This window comes from Gemmobacter aquarius (assembly GCF_003060865.1).
GTDB lineage: Bacteria > Pseudomonadota > Alphaproteobacteria > Rhodobacterales > Rhodobacteraceae > Paragemmobacter > Paragemmobacter aquarius.
Genome location: NZ_CP028918.1, coordinates 1787377 through 1805337 on the forward strand (window position 1 = coordinate 1787377; position 17961 = coordinate 1805337).

General features: G+C 65.9%; 17 protein-coding genes, 1 tRNA gene and 1 pseudogene. 12 read left to right on the plus strand and 7 right to left on the minus strand.

The genetic code is table 11. From position 1 onward, the window contains the following. Window positions 1-2: 2 nt before the first annotated feature. The 3 genes from HYN69_RS08610 to HYN69_RS08620 form a co-directional block, all read right to left on the minus strand. Window positions 3-1820 carry a capsule biosynthesis protein gene (locus HYN69_RS08610; RefSeq protein ID WP_108435381.1) on the minus strand — a complete coding sequence of 606 codons (1818 nt, stop codon included), beginning with the start codon at window positions 1818-1820 and terminating at the stop codon, window positions 3-5. Continuing rightward, complete coding sequence (locus HYN69_RS08615; RefSeq protein ID WP_108435382.1) at window positions 1804-2463, minus strand: ABC transporter ATP-binding protein; 660 nt, start codon at window positions 2461-2463, stop codon at window positions 1804-1806. Before HYN69_RS08615 ends, HYN69_RS08610 begins: the two co-directional genes overlap by 17 nt. A 145-nt stretch (window positions 2464-2608) precedes the next feature. Further along, on the minus strand, window positions 2609-3820 hold the full coding sequence (locus HYN69_RS08620; RefSeq protein ID WP_108435383.1) for a Na+/H+ antiporter NhaA: 1212 nt from the start codon (window positions 3818-3820) through the stop codon (window positions 2609-2611). 148 nt (window positions 3821-3968) lie between these two features. Here HYN69_RS08620 and HYN69_RS08625 point away from each other — a divergent pair, with 148 nt between their 5' ends. The 4 genes from HYN69_RS08625 (at window position 3969) to rpsI (ending at window position 6542) form a co-directional block, all read left to right on the plus strand. Next, window positions 3969-4574 carry a uracil-DNA glycosylase family protein gene (locus HYN69_RS08625; protein ID WP_108435384.1) on the plus strand — a complete coding sequence of 202 codons (606 nt, stop codon included), beginning with the start codon at window positions 3969-3971 and terminating at the stop codon, window positions 4572-4574. A 9-nt stretch (window positions 4575-4583) separates the two neighbouring features. Further along, on the plus strand, window positions 4584-5366 hold the full coding sequence (locus HYN69_RS08630; RefSeq protein WP_108435385.1) for an SseB family protein: 783 nt from the start codon (window positions 4584-4586) through the stop codon (window positions 5364-5366). Window positions 5367-5586: 220 nt separating this feature from the next. Continuing rightward, window positions 5587-6051 carry a 50S ribosomal protein L13 gene (gene rplM / locus HYN69_RS08635; RefSeq protein ID WP_108435386.1) on the plus strand — a complete coding sequence of 155 codons (465 nt, stop codon included), beginning with the start codon at window positions 5587-5589 and terminating at the stop codon, window positions 6049-6051. A gap of 2 nt (window positions 6052-6053) precedes the next feature. Next, entirely contained in the window at window positions 6054-6542 is a 489-nt protein-coding gene (gene rpsI, locus HYN69_RS08640) for a 30S ribosomal protein S9 (protein WP_108437110.1), read from the plus strand. 137 nt (window positions 6543-6679) lie between these two features. On the opposite strand, the gene HYN69_RS08645 is transcribed toward rpsI, so the two are convergent. Further along, the gene (locus HYN69_RS08645) at window positions 6680-7858 is read right to left on the minus strand and encodes a BaiN/RdsA family NAD(P)/FAD-dependent oxidoreductase (protein ID WP_108435387.1); all 1179 of its coding nucleotides are present in this window, start codon (window positions 7856-7858) and stop codon (window positions 6680-6682) included. A 104-nt stretch (window positions 7859-7962) separates the two neighbouring features. Here HYN69_RS08645 and HYN69_RS08650 point away from each other — a divergent pair. The 4 genes from HYN69_RS08650 to HYN69_RS08665 all read left to right on the plus strand — a co-directional run bounded on the left by HYN69_RS08650 (window position 7963) and on the right by HYN69_RS08665 (window position 10907). After that, window positions 7963-8037 (plus strand) — tRNA-Gln (locus HYN69_RS08650). Window positions 8038-8214: 177 nt separating this feature from the next. After that, the gene (locus HYN69_RS08655) at window positions 8215-9357 is read left to right on the plus strand and encodes a WD40/YVTN/BNR-like repeat-containing protein (RefSeq protein WP_108435388.1); all 1143 of its coding nucleotides are present in this window, start codon (window positions 8215-8217) and stop codon (window positions 9355-9357) included. 64 nt (window positions 9358-9421) lie between these two features. Next, on the plus strand, window positions 9422-10360 hold the full coding sequence (locus HYN69_RS08660) for a ParB N-terminal domain-containing protein (RefSeq protein WP_159082407.1): 939 nt from the start codon (window positions 9422-9424) through the stop codon (window positions 10358-10360). Window positions 10361-10451: 91 nt separating this feature from the next. Continuing rightward, complete coding sequence (locus HYN69_RS08665; protein ID WP_230426533.1) at window positions 10452-10907, plus strand: hypothetical protein; 456 nt, start codon at window positions 10452-10454, stop codon at window positions 10905-10907. Window positions 10908-10918: 11 nt separating this feature from the next. Here HYN69_RS08665 and aroB read toward each other — a convergent pair whose 3' ends face one another. Next, window positions 10919-12028, minus strand: a complete 1110-nt coding sequence (gene aroB / locus HYN69_RS08670; RefSeq protein WP_108435390.1) for a 3-dehydroquinate synthase — start codon at window positions 12026-12028, stop codon at window positions 10919-10921. Window positions 12029-12032: 4 nt separating this feature from the next. After that, on the minus strand, window positions 12033-12578 hold the full coding sequence (locus tag HYN69_RS08675; protein ID WP_108437112.1) for a shikimate kinase: 546 nt from the start codon (window positions 12576-12578) through the stop codon (window positions 12033-12035). 231 nt (window positions 12579-12809) lie between these two features. On the opposite strand from HYN69_RS08675, the gene HYN69_RS21690 reads away from it, so the two are divergent. The 4 genes and pseudogenes from HYN69_RS21690 to HYN69_RS08690 form a co-directional block, all read left to right on the plus strand. Next, window positions 12810-12944, plus strand: coding sequence for a hypothetical protein (locus HYN69_RS21690; protein WP_268902879.1), 135 nt, complete (start codon window positions 12810-12812; stop codon window positions 12942-12944). Next, window positions 12934-14484, plus strand: coding sequence for a hypothetical protein (locus tag HYN69_RS08680; RefSeq protein WP_108435391.1), 1551 nt, complete (start codon window positions 12934-12936; stop codon window positions 14482-14484). The genes HYN69_RS21690 and HYN69_RS08680 overlap by 11 nt, the downstream gene beginning before the upstream one ends. 1 nt (window position 14485) lies before the next feature. Then, the gene (locus HYN69_RS08685; protein ID WP_108435392.1) at window positions 14486-15421 is read left to right on the plus strand and encodes a site-specific tyrosine recombinase XerD; all 936 of its coding nucleotides are present in this window, start codon (window positions 14486-14488) and stop codon (window positions 15419-15421) included. Next, window positions 15376-16287: pseudogene (locus HYN69_RS08690) on the plus strand (transporter associated domain-containing protein); the annotation flags it as partial. The gene HYN69_RS08685 and the pseudogene HYN69_RS08690, both read left to right, overlap by 46 nt. 7 nt (window positions 16288-16294) lie before the next feature. On the opposite strand, the gene HYN69_RS08695 reads toward HYN69_RS08690, so the two are convergent. Beyond that, window positions 16295-17866 carry a helicase HerA-like domain-containing protein gene (locus HYN69_RS08695; RefSeq protein WP_108435394.1) on the minus strand — a complete coding sequence of 524 codons (1572 nt, stop codon included), beginning with the start codon at window positions 17864-17866 and terminating at the stop codon, window positions 16295-16297. Between the last annotated feature and the right edge of the window lie 95 nt (window positions 17867-17961).

Genomic DNA, 17961 nt, shown 5'->3' on the forward strand with positions numbered 1-17961 from the left:
CCTCAGGCCGAGACCTGCTCCCGCAGGATTGCGGCGGTCATCGAGATCATCAGGTATATACCGGCAAAAATCAGCAGCGCCACCAGCGTGTTCTCGAAGGCCCTCGGATAGGCGGCCTCGTCGGGTGCCACGGGTGCCACCGAAAGCGAGATATACCGCGCCTGCCGGTTGGCCTCGATCCGCGCAAGCTCCATCGTCTCGAGCGCCTTTGCCAGCATCACCTGCCGCGTCTGCGCGTCGGCTTCTGCGGTCGTCATCTCGCTCTTCATCCGGGCAAGCGACTGGCCGCCCGCATCGTTCTCGACCAGCTTGGCCCGCAGCAAAGCGATCTCGCTCTCCAGCGTGGCAATCCTCCGCTTGAGAGGTTCGAGCCGCGCCGGGTTCGGCGTCTTGTTCGATTCGATCTGCGCCAGCGACAGACGGTCCTGCGTCATCTGCCCTTCCAAGGAACCGATCTGGCTGGTGATCAGCGACACCTCGACATCCGATGACAGAACCTTGAAGCGCTCTTGCAGGTCGACCGCCCGCGTGCGGGCATCGAGCAAGGCCGTCTCGGCATCGTCGTAATTTTCGCGCGCGCCCTTCATCGTGTCTTCGCGCAGGCGCTGCGTCAGCTTGTCGACCTGCTCCTCGGCGTAGCTGATCAGCGCCTTCGAGATGTCGACCGACATCTGCGGGTCCGGCGCGATCACTTCCAGCCGGACGATCCCTTCGGTCGGATCATAGGAAATCCGCACCATCTGCTTGTAAAGCTTGTAGGTGGCCTCATCCGTCGCATCCGGTGCAAGGCGCTGGATCGGGTCGATGTCAGGTTTCGAATAGATCGCGCGGAACCCGATGTCGCGGTCCAGCCGCAGCATCGCATCGCGCGACTGCAGATAGCCCTGTATCGCGATCGAATCCTGCATGTTCATCATCGGGTTCGACTGCAACCCGCCCATCGACGTGCCCGTCGCCGAAGGCGGCATCGCGGTCTGGATGATGAATTCGGTGTTCGATGCATAAAGCGGTGTGGCGATCGTATAGTAATAGATCCCCGCAAGCAGACCGGGCAACGCCACAAAGAACAGCAGGCGCAGCGTCAACAGAAGCGACCGCCGCTTCCTGCGACGCAGCAACTCCTCTTGCATCTTGCGGATTTCGGCGGCGTGGTTCACCTCGGCCCGCTGGTCGGGCGCGGGCACCTTCATCGGCTTGATCGTTTCGGGCAGCCGCTGCTGCGCGGGCACCAGTGCGGTGTTGCGCGCCGGTTCTTCCTCTTCGTCCTCGGCCAGCACCTCGATCATAGCGTTGCGCTGGAACGGATCGATCCCCGAAGCCCGCAGCAGGCGAACAGCGTCGAAATCCGACGTGGCCGGAAGCCCGTATTTCTGGGCCATCCGCCGCGCCATCCGCAACTGCCGCCCCGTCAACCCCTCGCGCTTGATGGCGTCGATGTCCGCATTGGCGGCTACGTCCTCGGGCGTGGCAGGGGCCGCGCCCCGCGCCGTCGGAAAGGCCTCTGAGCCGAACCCGTCTTCATGCGTATCAAAAAGCCTTTCCGTGACCGGAGCACCCGCCGTGGCCAGTGCAGCCCTCGGCGGTGCGATCTGCCCGTTCCCCGCCTGCCCGTTCCCCGCCTGCCCGCCCCCCGCCTGCCCGCCCCCCGCCAGCCCACCCCCGGCCGCCAACCGCATCTGCGGTGTCGCCGATGTCTGGGCTATTGCTGCCGGTGTCGGGCGCGCTGCAATTTGCGGGGCAACCCGCGGCGCGGCCGTGACGACAGGCTCGGCGACCGGATCGGGACGCCGCGTGTTGAACCGCTTAACCTTGAGTTTCATAATCGTAGAGCCGTTTCGCTTCTTCGAGGGTGTCAAACATGTAAAGCTGCCCGTGCCGCAGCACCGCCGCCGACTTGCAGAATTTTTCGATGGTCGAGGCCTGATGCGACACCACGATGACCGTGGCGTTCAGCAACTTCTCGCGCAGGATGGTGCCCGCCTTGCGGTTGAATTCGGGGTCGGTCGACGCGGGCATTCCCTCGTCGATCAGGTAATAGTCGAAATCCAGCGCCAGAAGCAGCGCAAAGGAAAACCGCGCGCGCATCCCTGACGAATAGGTGCCGACCGGCATGTCGAAGTATTCGCCGATCCCGCAGACCCAGCGACAGAAACTTTCGACGTAATCGGGGTCCAGCGAATAAAGCCGCGCGATGTAACGCGCGTTCTCGGTTGCCGAATGGCGCGTTACCACGCCACCCATGAACCCGAGCGGAAAGGATATGCGCGCCTTGCGCGTGATCCGCCCCTCGTCAGGTTGTTCCAGCCCTGCGATCATGTTGATCAAGGTGGTCTTGCCCGTCCCGTTGGGCGCAAGAATGCCGAGCGATTGGCCCATATCCACACGGAAGGACGCACGGTCCAGAATGACCTTGCGCGTTTTCCCGGTCCAAAAGGACTTCGACACATTGTCGAATTCGATCATACAGCACCCTTTCGGCCCGTCACGCAGGCCGACTGCCCCGATGGCGTTTGTGTCGCCTTTGGGATGATACTAGCCATCCTTTAAGGCATCATTATGATGCAAATGCCGTGCCGTTTACAATGGTCCGTATCGCTGCGCCATTGTTTCAGCGCCGCATCACACGCGACAGCGCCAGTGCCACAAAAGCGGCCAGCATCGAAAGCGCCAGCCCCAGCCGCGCCGCCTCGGCCATAGCGCCACCCGGAAGCGCCGTATCGACCGCTAGAACCGGCGCGGTAAATCCGATCCCGCTGATCACGGCGATCAGCACCAGATCGCGGATCCGCACCCCCGCGGGCATCGGCAATCGAAAGATCCGCGCCGCCAGCAACGCCCCCGCAACCAGCCCGAGGGGCTTGCCGATCCACATCGCAGCCAGAACCGTCGCGGTCGTCGGGGCCCAGGCCTGAAGGTCGATCCCGCCCCGCGTCAGCCCGAACAGGAACAAAACCACCGCCAAAGGTGCGGCCAGCAGATGCGCCAGCCGGTTCAGCGGGTCATGCAGCAACTCTTCGGCTTCGGCAAACAGGCCGAACGACCGGTCGGCATGCGGAATGGCCGGCAGCACCGGCAACAGCCCCAGTTCCGGCGGCAAGCCAGCCGCAGCAACGCCGATCCAGCTTGCCACACCTGCCAGCACATAGGGCCAAAGTGCCTGCGCGCGACGTCTGTCCCGCTCGGTCGCGCCGCGTGCGTCGGGCCGACCGTAAAGCCGCCAGACGAGGAATGAGGCCGCAAGCGGAGCCAGCAGCCACAACAGCTTCAACCCCGCCGCCGGATAAGCCACCCCGAGCATCAGCGTGCCAAGGATATTCGACGCGATGGATATCAGCAAAAGCAGATGCAGCGCCGGATGCCCCGCGCCAAAGACGCGCCGCCCCACGACATAGCCCACCACGATCTCCGACCCTATCGGCACCGGCCAGCCCGCCCCCGGAACCGCCTCGACGGCCCGCTCGAACAGCGCGGCGTAAAGCAGCCACACCGACACCGACCCCGCGATCGCCCCCGCCACCGCACCCGCGGGCAACAAGGCGCGCCGACCGGCCAGAGCGCCCCGTGCCAAGACCAGAGCCTCCCACAATTCCTTACCCACAAAGAACAGGAACAGCGACATCAGCACATCCGACACCAACGTCATAGGCGTCACGATCACCGCATCGCCTGAAATCCACAACGGCAAGGGCCGGTCGATCAGCCGCCACTCGATCACGTCGTAATAGCTCTCCGGCGACAGGTTCACCCAGACCGTCGCCAGCGCGATGCCGCCCAGAAGCGCCCAGGCAAAGCGGCGAACAAAGGGCGAGACGCGGTACATGCGGGTTCTCGGGTGAAATGTGGCGGATTAGTCCTGTCGCCTAACCCTCCCGCCGCGCATGGGCAAGGCACTCCCTTAGATTGCGACGCGGGTGTTGCCGTGCCGCCATGCGCGCCCCATCTTCAGCCCTCGCCCCGAAAGCAGCGCCATGTCCCTGCCCGTCACCCTCGCCGATGAAATCCGCGCCTGCACGGCCTGCGCGGGCCGCTTTGCCGCGACCCGCACCGCCCATTCCCCGCGCCCCGTGGCATGGTTCCAGCCCTCGGCCCGTCTGCTGATCGCAGGTCAGGCCCCTGGCGCGCGGGTCCACGCCTCGGGCCGCCCCTTCACCGACCCCAGCGGCGACCGCCTGCGCGACTGGACCGGCCTTTCGCCCGCCGAATTCTATGACCTTACCCGCATCGCAATCGTCCCCATGGCCTTTTGCTTTCCCGGATACGATGCCAAAGGCTCCGACCTGCCCCCGCCCCCCCTTTGCGCCACGCTCTGGCGCGCCCGCGTCATGGCCAGCCTGCCCGACCTGCGCCTGACCCTCGCCGTGGGCGGTGCCGCCATGCGCTGGCACCTCGGCCCCGCCGCCGCCAACGTCTCGGGTACCGTGGCAAACTGGCGCGTCCATGCAAGCAATGGCATCTGGCCCTTGCCCCACCCGTCATGGCGCAATACCGGATGGCTCAAACGCAACCCGTGGTTCGCCACGGACCTGCTTCCCGAATTGCGCGCAGCCGTCCGCGCCGCGCTGGCCAAGCCTTAGGATCACGCCATGACCCCGCTCGACGCCGCCTTCGCCGCAACCGAGGCCCACCCCGAGGATGACACCGCCCGCCTGCGCCTCTACCAGCAGATCGCCGACGCCGAACTCTTCCTGCTCCTTACCGGGGAACCCGCCGGCGAAACCCTCTCGCCCCGCGTCTTTCCGCTGGAGGATGGCCCCGTCGTCCTCGCCTTCGATAGCGAAGACCGCCTCGCGGCATTCACCGAAGGTCCCGCCCCCTATGCAGCCCTGCCCGGTCGCATCATCGCAGGCCAGCTTGCAGGCCAGGGCATCGGCCTCGGGCTCAACCTCGGCGTGGCGCCTTCCTCGACCATCCTGCCCGCCGCAGCGATGGACTGGCTTGCCACCACCCTCGCCAGCGCCCCGGAAGAGACCAGCGCCAAGCCCCGCGCCTTCCACGCACCGCGCGCCCTGCCCGAAACCCTCACGGCGGCCCTGACCGCCAAACTCGCCCATGCAGGCGGCCTCGCCTCGGCCGCGCTCCTTGCCGCCGTCGATTATGCCGACGACCGCCGCGGCCACATGCTCGCCTTTCTCGACGCCCGCCCCGGTGCCGAAAGCGCGCTGGCCCGCGCCGTGGCCGAAGCGCTCACCTTTTCAGGCGTCGAGGCCGGCGAACTCGACGTCACTTTCCTCGGCTCGTCCGACCCCGCCGCGCAGGCCCTTGTCCGCGTCGCCCGCCGCTTCGACTTGCCCGAACCGGTGCGGACCGAACCCGCAGCCCCCGCAGCCCCCGGCATGGACCCCGACCGCCCGCCCCGCCTGCGCTGACCAAAACGCCCACGTCGGCAGGCAGGGGCTGAATTTTCGCAGAAAATTCGTGGCCCCTCCCCCCGATCATATGGGGTAATATAATACCTTTTTAACAAACCTCTGATTTCAAACGATTTAATCTCGCCCCAATCGCTTGACCAATGCCTCGCTTCACGCGATAAGCCCCCATCCAAGACCACGGGGGAGCGATACCCCCGCTTCACTCATAGGGTTCAATATGAAAACCTTCACCGCTACTCCGGCGGACATCGAGAAGAAGTGGATCCTGATCGATGCCGAAGGCATCGTTCTGGGTCGCCTCGCCACGATCGTCGCCAACATCCTGCGCGGCAAGAACAAGCCGACCTTCACCCCGCACATGGACATGGGTGACAATGTCATCGTGATCAACGCGGACAAGATCCAGATGACCGGCAACAAGCGCGAAGACAAGCGCTACTACTGGCACACCGGCCACCCGGGCGGCATCAAGTTCCGCACCGCGCGTCAGGTTCTCGAAGGCGCCCACCCCGAGCGTGTCGTGACCAAAGCCGTCGAGCGTATGATCACCCGTAACAGCCTTGGCCGTCAGCAGATGACCAACCTGCGCGTCTATGCAAGCGCCGAGCATCCGCACGAAGCCCAGCAGCCCACCGTTCTCGACCTCAAGGTCCTGAACCCGAAGAACACGCGGAGCGCATGATCATGGCTGACATCAAGTCTCTCGACGATCTGAAATCGGCCGTCGCCGGTTCGGCCCCCGCCGTGGCGGAAGCCGCAGCCCCGAAAGCTCCGCAGCGTGACGCGCTTGGCCGTTCCTATGCGACCGGCAAGCGCAAAGACGCCGTCGCCCGCGTCTGGGTCAAGCCCGGCACCGGCAAGGTCGTGGTGAACGGCAAGGAAATGGCCGTCTACTTCGCGCGCCCTGTTCTGCAAATGATCCTCAAGCAGCCCTTCACCATCGCCAATGTGGAAGGCCAGTTCGACGTCTTCGCAACGGTCGCCGGTGGTGGCCTCTCGGGTCAGGCGGGCGCGGTCAAGCACGGCATCTCCAAAGCCCTGCAGCTTTACGAACCCACGCTCCGCAGTGCCCTGAAAGCCGCAGGCTTCCTGACCCGCGACAGCCGCGTCGTGGAACGCAAGAAGTACGGCAAGGCCAAAGCCCGCAAGAGCTTCCAGTTCTCCAAGCGCTGATTTTCGCGACATCGCTACCAAAAGGCCCGCGCAAGCGGGCCTTTTCTTTTGTCTTGTGTTTCTCACCGACAGCACCAGACCTGACCCATGGCAGATTCGCTGGTCGGTTCAGCATCGGCTCGCACGAACCGAGCAGCTCACGCCACCTGACCTGCCGCCCAGCCCGATGACCAGGCCCACTGGAAATTATACCCGCCGAGCCAACCGGTTACGTCGACAACCTCGCCCACGAAATAAAGCCCCGGCACGCCCTTTGCCTCCATCGTCCGGCCATCCAGCGCATCGGTATCCACCCCGCCAAGCGTGACCTCTGCCGTGCGGTAGCCTTCCGACCCGACAGGCACCAGCGACCAGCGCTGCACCATCGCGGCCACCTCGTCCAGCTTTGCGCGCCCCATCTCGGCCATCGGTCCCGTCACCCCCGCCGCCGCCTCGACATGGCGGGCAAGCCGCTCGGGCAGCAGCTTTCCCAGTGCGGTCCGCAGCATCGCCCGCCCCGCTGCCTGCTTTTCGGCCCGCAGCACCGCACCCACATCCACCCCCGGCGCAAGGTCCAGCATCACCGCCTCGCCCTCGCGCCAATAACTCGAGATTTGCAGCACCGCAGGCCCCGACAGCCCGCGATGCGTGAACAGCACCGCCTCGTCGAACCCGGTCTTGCCGCAACTCACCCGCGCCTGCCCGGAAACGCCGGCCAGCGGCGCCATCCACTCCAACTCCTGCGCTGCAAAGGTCAGCGGCACCAGCGCAGGCCGCGTCTCGACCAACGGCAAGCCGAATGCACCGGCCACCTGATAGCCGTAGCCCGTCGCCCCCATCTTCGGAATCGACTTGCCCCCCGTTGCAACGATCACCGCGCCGCCTGCCACCAAACCGCGCCCGGTCTCGACGCTGAAACCGCCTGCCTCGCGCCGCACCTCGCCGAGGGTGCAACCCAGCCATAACTCTACCCCCGCCGCCGCCATGTCGCGCAACAGCATCTGCACGATCTGTGTCGCCGACCCGTCGCAGAACAACTGGCCAAGCGTCTTTTCATGCCAGCCGATTCCCGCCGCATCGACCCGCGCCACGAAATCCCGCGCCGTATAGCGTTTCAGCGCCGAAAGGGCGAAGCGCGGATTGCGGCTGATGAATCGCTCGGGCGCAATCCCGAGGTTTGTGAAATTGCACCGCCCCCCGCCCGAGATGCGAATCTTCTCGCCCGCAGCCTTGGCATGATCGACGACAAGCACCCGCCGCCCGCGCCGCCCGGCCTCGATGGCGGCGAACATTCCGGCCGCTCCGGCCCCCAAAACGATGACATCGAACCGTTGCATGGTGCCAGACCTACCCTTCCCCCCAACCGCTGGCAATCACCGCTTTTTTCCGCAATTCCCCCCTTGCAGCCCCCCGAACCCTTCGCTAAACACCCGCTCACGGTTGGGGCGTCGCCAAGTGGTAAGGCATCGGTTTTTGGTACCGACATACCTAGGTTCGAATCCTAGCGCCCCAGCCAACCTCCTCTCTCTTGATTAATGTTACGCAATTACAATGTCGTAACATCGCCTGACCGGGGCGATCCGTGCATCAGGCAAACCCGGGCAAAGATCCGCAAGTCGCCGGCATCTCCACTGTTAAGCAATCGCCAAAAGGCGCAGCATCGGCACCAAAGCACTTGCCCCGGGGTTCGGCCATGCAGGATGTCTCGCTTCTCGTCGGCACGACAAAGGGTGCTTTCGTGATCACCGGCCAAAGAGCCGAATGGTCGCTCCGTGGTCCTTTCTGTCAGGGCTGGCCGATCAACCATTTCATTTCCGACGGATCGACACTCTGGGCTGCCGGTGGCAGCGACTGGCACGGCGCAGGCGTCTGGCGATCGACCGACCAAGGCGAAAGCTGGCAGCTTGCCAAACTGGCCAATGGCCAAGGCGATGCCTTCCTTGCCGAACACCCCGAAATCGCCGCGAAGATCGGGATGGAGCCAGCACCCCCCGCCCCGTTCACCGGCCGCCTTTGCGCGATCTGGTCGTTGCACAAGGTCGGGCGCACCCTCTATTGCGGGGCCAAACCCGCCACATTGCTGCAAAGCACCGACGACGGCCTGACATGGTCGGTGGTCGAGGGGCTCTCGAACCACCCCTCGGGTCCAAGCTGGGAACCGGGTGCAGCAGGTCTCACCCTTCACACCATCCTGAGCGACCCCGATAATCCCGCCCACCTCTGGATCGGCATCTCTGCGGCAGGGGTCTTCGCCTCGGAAGACGGCGGCGCATCGTGGGACCGCCGCAACCGCCTCGCGAACGAGTGGGGTCAAGTCAGCGGCGGCCACAGCAACGACGGCTGCGGCCACGAGGTCGGCTACTGCGTCCATAACATGGCCCTCGCCACGGGATCCGACCTGATCTACCAGCAAAACCACCACGGCGTGTTCCGAAGCCCCGATGGCGGGCGCAGCTGGCATGACATCACCGCAGGCCTGCCCTCGTCTTTCGGCTTTCCGGTCGCCGTCAACCCGCATGATCCCGCGATGATCTGGACCTTGCCGCTGAACGGCGACACCAAGGGCCGCTACCCGCCCGACGCACGCGCCCTTGTGTGGAAATCCTGCGATGGCGGCGCGACGTGGCAGGGTCATGGCAAGGGCCTTCCGGACCGCAACTGCTTTTTCACCGTGCTCCGGCAAGCCATGGCAACCGACCGGAACAGCCTGTCGGGCCTGTATTTCGGCACGAACAGCGGCAGCATCTTTGCAAGCCATGACGAAGGCGAGACGTGGCAGACCGCCGCCCAGCATCTTCCAACAGTGCTTTGCGTCGAAACCGTGCCGGACAATTGACCATGCGCGGAACTCTGCCGTCCCGAAATCCGTTAAGCAGTCCACGCATCAACCGAGGCGGCCCGTGTCCGATACGACAGTCTCCATCACCACTGTGTCCAGCCCACCCGGTTCCCGCGTCGCCGAACAAAAGCGCGGCGTCCGCCAACGCCTGCTCGCCTGGCTGTCCAATCGTTTCCAGCACCATGTCCCGGCCTGCACCGACCTGCGCGGCGTCACATCCGACCCGATGCACGCAGCCTATCTCTGGCCGGAAAGCCCGTTCCTGATCGACGTCGCCTCTGGCGCCTGTCTCGGCCTGCATTCGGTCGCCTTTCCTATGTCGCCGCGCGGGCAGAACCCCTTCGTCCAGACCGTCCGCGCCATGGACAAGGGGCTGGACACCTACGCAGGGTCCGCTCTCTACGCCTATTATGAACGCTTCCGGCCCGCCACTGCCGCTGCCGCGATCGGCGTGTCGCCACAGGTTGCCCATCCCGATCTGCTCCGCCCCGCCTCTGCCGCCACCCTGCCGTGGGATTTTCGCGACCCTGCTGCGGCACAGGCCTTCTGGACCGGTGTCTGCGCCCATGATTACCGCCAGCACGGCTTCGATCTGACCTTCAGCGACGGATGGAAGGCATGGGGTCCAGCCACCGAAGTGGCCGGTGCCGCCGAGTTCACCCGCCTTGCCCGCCTGCACCGTTCGATCAAATCGCGCGGCTACCTGCGCCATCCGGCGCATGACGGCGACATACAGGGTGTCATCCTGCGCCATCATGACCAGACCCGCATCCTGTTGACCGCAGGCCAGCACCGCGCCGCCGTCCTCGCGGCCTTGGGTCACGAAACCCTGCCCGTCCGGCTGACCGCTTCGGTGATAGACCGGTCCGGGGTCGCCCATTGGCCGAACGTCAAGCGCGGCATCTTCAGCCAGACGCTCGCGCTTTCCGTCTTCGACCGCATCTTCGCCGGTCGCCAACCCTACGGCCAAGCGTCCAACCGCCTGCGCACCGTTCGGTGATCGACCTGCGGCCTTGGCGTTCTTGACACGCCCACGGCACTGGTCCACACCCGCCGCAACCCCTTCATGACGAGCTGCAAGGATCGACCAAGTGCCCCGTTTCCTGCCCCTCTCCCTCGCCCTTCTTGCCACGGCCGGCCTGACCGCCTGCGGCTCCTCGACCGAGATCCGCATGTATCCCGTGTCCGGCCCCCTCGCGCTAGAACAACCGCTTCCGGTGATCGAGGCGACCGCCAAGAATGCCGACGGCGCTTCGGGCAACCTGAAATTCCGCCTGCCCGACGGCACGCGCTGCGATGGCACATGGGCCTCGGTCGCGCCCAAGGTGGTGTCACGCAACCGTGGCCTGTCGATCCGCCTGTCGGGACCGGGCGGCGATCTGGGCGGCAAGACCGAAACCGTCGGCGGGGTGAACCCGGGCGAGCTGTTCGCCGTCTGCCGTGACAACACCCAGGTGCAGGGCGATTTCGTCATGGGCTCGGGCACCACCAGCGGCACCGGCCAGGCGACCGACACGCGCGGCAACGCCTACCGCTTGCTGTTCTAGCGTCCCGCCTTCTAGCGTAACGCCTCGGCCAGCAGCCCGGTCACCAGACCGGGCGGCACATCCTCGGCCACGAAAGCCTCGCCGATCCCGCGCGCCAGCACGAAACGCAGCCGCCCGTCGATCACCTTCTTGTCCTGCCCCATCAACCCGACCAGCGTCGCCGCATCCGGCAAATCGCCCGGAATGTCGCGCAGATCGGTCTTCATCCCCATCGCCTTCAGATGCGCCCGCACACGGCTTGGCGCTTCCTGCGAACAAAGCCCCATGCGCTGCGACAGCTCGAAGGCCAGCGCGCAGCCGATCGCCACCCCTTCACCATGCAGCAACCGGTCGGAATAGCCCGTGGCCCTTTCCAGCGCATGGCAGAACGTATGGCCAAGGTTGAGCAGCGCCCGCTCGCCCTCTTCCGTCTCGTCACGCGATACGATCCCCGCCTTCATCTCGACCGACCGGCGCACCGCGTATTGCCGCAAGCCCGCATCGCCCGCCGCCATGGCAGGCGCGTTCGCCTCCAGCCAGTCGAAGAAATCCGCATCCCCCAGAAGCCCGTATTTCACCACCTCGCCATAACCGGCCAGAAAATCGCGCGCGGGCAGCGTGGCCAAAGCGTCGATATCGGCCAGCACCAGCGACGGCTGATGGAACGCCCCCACAAGGTTCTTCCCCTGCGGCGTGTTGATCCCGGTCTTGCCGCCAACCGAACTGTCGACCTGCGCCAGCAGCGTCGTCGGTATCTGCACGAACCGCACGCCCCGCCGCAGCACGGCACTGGCGAACCCCACCAGATCGCCGATCACCCCGCCGCCGAATGCTACCACCACATCGCGCCGCTCGATCTTTTGCTCCAGCAGCCATTCCACGCAGACCGCGAACTGCGCCCAGCCCTTGGTCCCCTCGCCCGCAGGCAGCGCAAGCGACGTGACCGCGATCCCCTCGGCCTCGAAACTTGCCACCAAGGCCTCCAGATGCACCGCAGCCACGGTTTCATCCGTCACGACAGCCACCTTGCGGCGTTTCAGCAACGGCGCGATCTCGGCCCCTGCCCGCCCGATCAGCCCCGGCCCGATCCGCACCTCGTAAGACCGCAGACCCAGATCTACGGCGACGGTCTCAATCCTCATTCGTTCATTCCTGTCCCAGAACCTCGGGGCGCGCCGCAAGGGCCGCCACCACCTTCGCTGCCATATCCTCGACCGACAGATCGGCCGCCGAATCCACGACAATTTCGGCCTGCGCGTAAAGCGGCACCCGTGCCTCGTAAAGCTGGCGCAGCGTCTCGCGCGGGTTGGCGGTCCGAAGCAGGGGACGCGTCGTCTTGTGCCGCACCCGCTGCCAGAGCAGGTCAAGATCAGCCCGAAGCCAGACCGAAACCCCCGCCCCCGCGATCAGCGCGCGGTTCTGTTCCGCCAGAAACGCCCCGCCCCCCGTCGACAGGATGCACGGCTCGCCGCGCAACAGCCGCCCCAACACCTCGGTCTCGCGGGCGCGAAAGAACGGCTCGCCGTCGCGGGCAAATATCTCGGCAATCGACCGGTGCGCCGCCTTGACGATTTCTTCGTCCGAATCAACAAACGGCACGCCAAGCAACCGCGCCGCGGCAGTGCCCACGGCCGTCTTGCCCGCCCCCATCATTCCGACCATCACGACCGTCTTCTTCAGCCGCAGCACGATCAAAACTCCGTCATTTCGTTCCCAAAGGCCGCAAAGCGGCACGAACCCGCCACCCTGCACCCCGTTCTTGCCGTCCTGAATGGCGTGATCTTGCAGCGAAAGCCATATATAATCGCGCAAGGTGCCGTGGCATTCATGCAGGAAAGGCCGTATCACCTGTCAAAAGCCGCACGATCCCGTCAGACGGATCGCAACGAATGGCGCGTCGTCGGGCAGAAAAAGGGCAAGCGAATGGGTCGGATCCTCAAGGCGCTGTTGGTGCTGGTACTTCTCGGGCTGGTTGGCCTGACCGGCTTTGCCTATGTCGCCGACCTGACGCCCGCCAAGGGCGAAGTCAAGGTTCCGGTGACGTTGAATGCCGACTGACAAGCCGACCGGACTGGCACTGGCCCTTTTCCTTTTCGCCGCTCCGGCTTGGGCCGAAGACCCGCTGTCCGCCATCGACTGGCTGTCGCAATCCGTCTCGCAACCCGCAGCGCCGGCCAAGACCGGCCCCGTCGAACCGCCCGTGTCCGAGGGCGTGACCAACGGCGATGTCTCGGTTTCGGTCATCGGCGGCCCGTCGCAAGACGCCATCGGCCTGCTGCGCCCCGAGGTGACGGGCCTCCCCGCCAACCTCTGGGGCCTCGGCACCACCGACGGCATCGCCAGCGCCATCGCCCGCGAACGCACCACCACGCTTCCCGCCCTGCGCGGCCTGCTGATGTCGGTCCTGCTGGCCGAAGCTACGCCGCCCGCCGACAGCAAACCCGGCGCGAAACTGCTGCTGGCCCGCATCGACAAGCTGCTCGACCTCGGCGCGCTCGATCAGGCCCGCGCGCTTCTCGACGCCTCCGGTGCCCGCAGCCCCGACCTCTTCCGCCGCTCCTTCGACGTGGCACTGCTGACGGGTGAAGAAGACCGCGGTTGCCGCATCATGGTGTCGTCCCCCGGCCTTGCGCCCACCTTTCCCGCGCGCATCTTCTGCCTCGCCCGCTCGGGCGACTGGAACGCCGCCGCCCTGACCCTGCGGACCGCGCAAGCCCTTGGCTACGTCACCCCCGAGGAAGACGCGCTTCTGTCGCGCTTTCTCGACCCCGACTTGTACGAAGGCGACCCCGCCCTTACCCCGCCCGAACGCGTCACCCCGCTGGCGTGGCGCATGTTCGAAGCCGTGGGTGAACCCCTGCCCACCGCCACCCTGCCCATCGCCTTTGCCCATGCCGAACTGCGCCCGCAAGCCGGCTGGAAAAGCCAGATCGAAGCCGCCGAACGCCTCGCCCGCGCCGGAGCCATCGCCCCGAACGCGCTTCTGGGCCTTTACACCGAACGTGCCCCCGCGGCATCGGGCGGGGTCTGGGACCGAGTTGCCGCCTTCCAGCGGTTTGAATCCGCGCTGAACGGCCTTGAACGGCTCGACATCGAGAAAACCCTGCCCGACCTCTGGTCGCGCCTTGCCGAAGTCGAACTCGAATCCCCCTTTGCCGAACTTTACGGCGAACCCCTCAACGCGCTCGTGCTGGACGGCGACGCCCGCCGCATCGCCTTCGAGGCGGGCCTGCTCTCCCCCGCCTTCGAGACCGTCATCAAAGATCACACCCCCGCCACCCCGCGCGAGATGTTCCTGACCGGCATCGCCAAGGGCGATGTCGCCGCCATCCCCGCCCCCGACAGCCTGTCACGCGCCATAAAACCCGCCTTCACCGGCGCGGCCCTGCCCGATACCCTGCCCGCCGACCTGCAAGCCCTGCTTGACGACAACCGCACCGGCGAGGCGATCTTGTCGGCCATCGACCGCATTGAAAGCGGGGTGCAAGGCAACCTCGTCGCCGTCACCGAGGGGCTGACGCTGCTGCGCGTTGTCGGTCAGGAAAAGATCGCCCGCCGCACTGCGCTGGAACTGATGCTTCTGGAACGGCGTGGCTGACATGGCACCCGACAGCCCCGACCAGTGGATTTCCACCTTCCTCGCCGCCAGCGCAGCCGAGCTTGACGCAGCGCGCAACACCCAGCTTGCCTATGGCCGCGATCTCAAGGATTTCGCCGCATGGCTCGCCCACCGTGGCCAGTCTTTCGCCACCGCCGATCGCGCCGCCGTCGAGACCTACCTGATATCCTGCGAAGCCGAAGGCCTTGCCAAGGCCACCCGCGCCCGCCGCCTGTCGTCGATCCGCCAACTCTACCGCTTCGCCCATGGCGAAGGCTGGCGCAGCGACAACCCTGCCCTGCGCCTCACCGGTCCCGGTGCGACCAAATCGCTGCCGAAAACCCTGACCGTGGATCAGGTCGACCGCCTGCTCGACGCCGCCCGCACCAAGGGCCGCTCGGAACCCGAACGCCTGCGAAACCGCGCCCTGATGGAACTGCTTTACGCCACCGGCATGCGCGTGTCCGAACTCGTCGAACTGCCGGTCGCCGCCGTGCGCGGCGATCCTGCAATGATCCTCGTGCGCGGCAAGGGAGGCAAGGAACGCATGGTCCCCCTGTCCACCCCCGCCCGCGCCGCCCTGCAAGATTGGCTCAAATCCCGCGACGCCGCCGAAGACCGGGCCCGCAAACTCGGGCATCCGCCCGCAAGACACCTTTTCCCCGGCCCCGGTGCCGCAGGCCATCTGACACGCCAGCATTTCCACCTGATGCTCAAAGACATCGCCGTGCTTGCGGGCATCTCGCCCGCCGCCGTCACGCCCCACACCCTGCGCCACGCCTTCGCCACCCACCTTCTAGCCGGAGGCGCCGACCTGCGCGTGATCCAGATGCTGCTCGGCCACGCCGACCTTGCCACCACCGAAATCTACACCCACGTCCTTGATGAACACCTCAAGGCCCTCGTCCTCGACCATCACCCGCTGTCGCGCAAATGACCGGTTTCCTCATCCTCCTCGGCCTCGTCGCCCTGCTGCTTGCCGTGCCGCAATCGCGCCATCGGCTCATCCGGCTTGCCCGCCGCTTCGACCCGCGCGACAAGGCCGATGCGCTGCGCTCCGACATCCTCGGCGGTCCGATGGAGAAAGAGAACCGCGACCGCCTGATCGGTGCGCTCGACCTTGACCAGCGCACCGTCGATGAAATCATGCGCCACCGCCGCCAGATCGAGATGATCGACGCCGACCATCCGCCCGATGCGATCCTCACGCAAATCCTCGCTTCGCCCCACACCCGCCTGCCGGTGTTCCGCGACAGCGACGAAAACATCCTAGGCGTGGTCCATGCCAAAGACGTGCTGCGCGAGGTCGACCGTCTGGTGCGCGGCGAAGGCGAGGGGCTGGCCGCCCTCGACATCGTCAAGGTGGCGATGAAACCCTATTTCGTCCCCGAAACCACCGCGCTCGATGAACAGATGCGGCAATTCCTCAAACGCCGCACCCATTTCGCCCTCGTGGTCGATGAATACGGCGCGCTTCAGGGCCTCATTACCCTTGAAGACATCCTCGAAGAGATCGTGGGCGAGATCAACGACGAACACGACGTCACCCCCAAGGGCAGCACTCTGACCCGAACCGAGGCGGGCGACTACCTCGTCGATGGGGCCATGACGATCCGCGACCTCAACCGCGCGCTCGACTGGAAACTCCCCGATGACGAGGCGAACACGATCGCGGGCCTCGTGATCCACGAGGCCCAGTCGATCCCCGCCGAAGGCCAGGCCTTCAGCTTCCACGGCTTCCGCTTCGAGGTTGTGCAGCGTCGCGAAAACCGCCTGTCCCGCCTGCGTATCCGCCCGCTTTAACGCCCGCTCAACGGCTGCGGAACAACGACCCGAGGATGCCGCGCACCACCGCCTGCCCCGCCTTGGTGCCGATCTGGCGCGCAAAGCTCTTGGCCATCGTCGTCCCGATCGAATCCGCCCGACTTGCCGGTGCCCGTTTCGGTGCCGCCTCGCGCGCCCCGCCGTCATAGCGCCGCGCATTCCGCAGCCCGTCATCCTCGGCCGCCGGACGCTGCTCCCATGGCGAACCACCCCGCGCCTCGGGTGCAGCCTCTGCCGCCGCCTCCTTCGCCGCCGCATCCGCCCGCGCGCGCAGCTTTTCATAGGCGCTCTCGCGGTCGATAACCGTGTCGTATTTCCCCTTCAGCGGCGAAGCCACCATCAACCGCGCCCGCAAGGCCGGATCTATCGGCCCAAGCTGGCTCGACGGCGGACGGATCAGCGTGCGCTGTACCACCCCCGGAATCCCCTTTGCTTCCAGAAACGAAGTGACAGCCTCGCCCGTGCCCACATCCCTGATCGCCTCTTCGGTCTTGAAGGCCGGATTGTCGCGATAGGTCTCGGCTGCCATCTTCAGGTCTTTCTGGTCCTTGGCCGTGAACGCCCGCAGCGCGTGCTGCACACGGTTGCCCAACTGCCCCAGAATGGTTTCCGGCACATCCGCAGGGTTCTGCGTGATGAAATAGACGCCAACCCCCTTTGACCGGATCAACCGCGCCACCTGTTCGACCTTGCTCACCAAAGCGCGCGGAGCATCCTGAAACAGCAGATGCGCCTCGTCGAAAAAGAACACGAGCTTCGGTTTGTCCGGATCGCCCACCTCGGGCAGCGTCTCGAACAGTTCCGACAGCAGCCACAACAGGAACGTCGCGTAAAGCCGCGGGCTCTGCATCAGCTTGTCGGCGGCCAGAATATTGACCCGCCCGAACCCCGCCGCATCGCACAGCATAAGATCGGCCAGATCCAGCGCAGGCTCGCCGAACAGCTTGGCCCCGCCCTCGTTCTCCAGCACCAGCAGCCGCCGCTGGATCGCCCCGATCGACGCCGTCGCCACCAACCCGTAGCGGGTGGAAATCGTGTCCGAATTCTCGCCGATGAACACCAGTAGCGCCTGCAAATCCTTCAGGTCCAGCAGCGGCAAGGCCTCCTCGTCCGCCAGACGGAAGGCCACGTTCAGCACCCCCTCTTGCGGATCGGTCAATTCCAGCAGCCGCGACAGCAAAAGCGGCCCCATCTCGGCCACGGTCGCGCGGATCGGATGGCCCTGATCGCCGAACAGATCCCAGAACGTCACCGGAAACGACCGGTACTGCAAATCCAGCCCGATGGTCTTGGCCCGCGCCATGAACGGTTCGTGCAGCTTGTGCGTCACCGACCCCGCCGCCGCGATACCGGCCAGATCGCCCTTCACATCGGCCATGAACACCGGCACGCCAGCCGCCGAAAACCCTTCGGCCAGCACCTGCAAGGTCACGGTCTTTCCCGTTCCCGTAGCCCCCGCGACCAGCCCGTGCCGGTTGCCATAGCGCAGCAGCAGCGATTGCGGAGCCGCATGCCCCTCGCCGCCGCCACCTACGAAAATGCTTGCCTCGTCGGCCATGACCCGCCCTCCGTTACCCGTCCCACACGCAAGGCGCGACACCGCCCGCGCCATTGCCCGCCAAGATACATGCAACGCCCCGCACCGCCACTGCG

Coding starts and splice junctions, on each gene's coding strand:
- HYN69_RS21690 (WP_268902879.1), top strand. CDS start 12,810: ATGGGTCGGATCCTCAAGGCGCTGTTGGTGCTGGTACTTCTCGGGCTG.
- HYN69_RS08620 (WP_108435383.1), bottom strand. CDS start 3,820: ATGTACCGCGTCTCGCCCTTTGTTCGCCGCTTTGCCTGGGCGCTTCTG.
- HYN69_RS08645 (WP_108435387.1), bottom strand. CDS start 7,858: ATGCAACGGTTCGATGTCATCGTTTTGGGGGCCGGAGCGGCCGGAATG.
- HYN69_RS08625 (WP_108435384.1), top strand. CDS start 3,969: ATGTCCCTGCCCGTCACCCTCGCCGATGAAATCCGCGCCTGCACGGCC.
- HYN69_RS08610 (WP_108435381.1), bottom strand. CDS start 1,820: ATGAAACTCAAGGTTAAGCGGTTCAACACGCGGCGTCCCGATCCGGTC.
- rplM (WP_108435386.1), top strand. CDS start 5,587: ATGAAAACCTTCACCGCTACTCCGGCGGACATCGAGAAGAAGTGGATC.
- HYN69_RS08685 (WP_108435392.1), top strand. CDS start 14,486: ATGGCACCCGACAGCCCCGACCAGTGGATTTCCACCTTCCTCGCCGCC.
- HYN69_RS08655 (WP_108435388.1), top strand. CDS start 8,215: ATGCAGGATGTCTCGCTTCTCGTCGGCACGACAAAGGGTGCTTTCGTG.
- HYN69_RS08615 (WP_108435382.1), bottom strand. CDS start 2,463: ATGATCGAATTCGACAATGTGTCGAAGTCCTTTTGGACCGGGAAAACG.
- HYN69_RS08630 (WP_108435385.1), top strand. CDS start 4,584: ATGACCCCGCTCGACGCCGCCTTCGCCGCAACCGAGGCCCACCCCGAG.
- HYN69_RS08695 (WP_108435394.1), bottom strand. CDS start 17,866: ATGGCCGACGAGGCAAGCATTTTCGTAGGTGGCGGCGGCGAGGGGCAT.
- aroB (WP_108435390.1), bottom strand. CDS start 12,028: ATGAGGATTGAGACCGTCGCCGTAGATCTGGGTCTGCGGTCTTACGAG.
- rpsI (WP_108437110.1), top strand. CDS start 6,054: ATGGCTGACATCAAGTCTCTCGACGATCTGAAATCGGCCGTCGCCGGT.
- HYN69_RS08680 (WP_108435391.1), top strand. CDS start 12,934: ATGCCGACTGACAAGCCGACCGGACTGGCACTGGCCCTTTTCCTTTTC.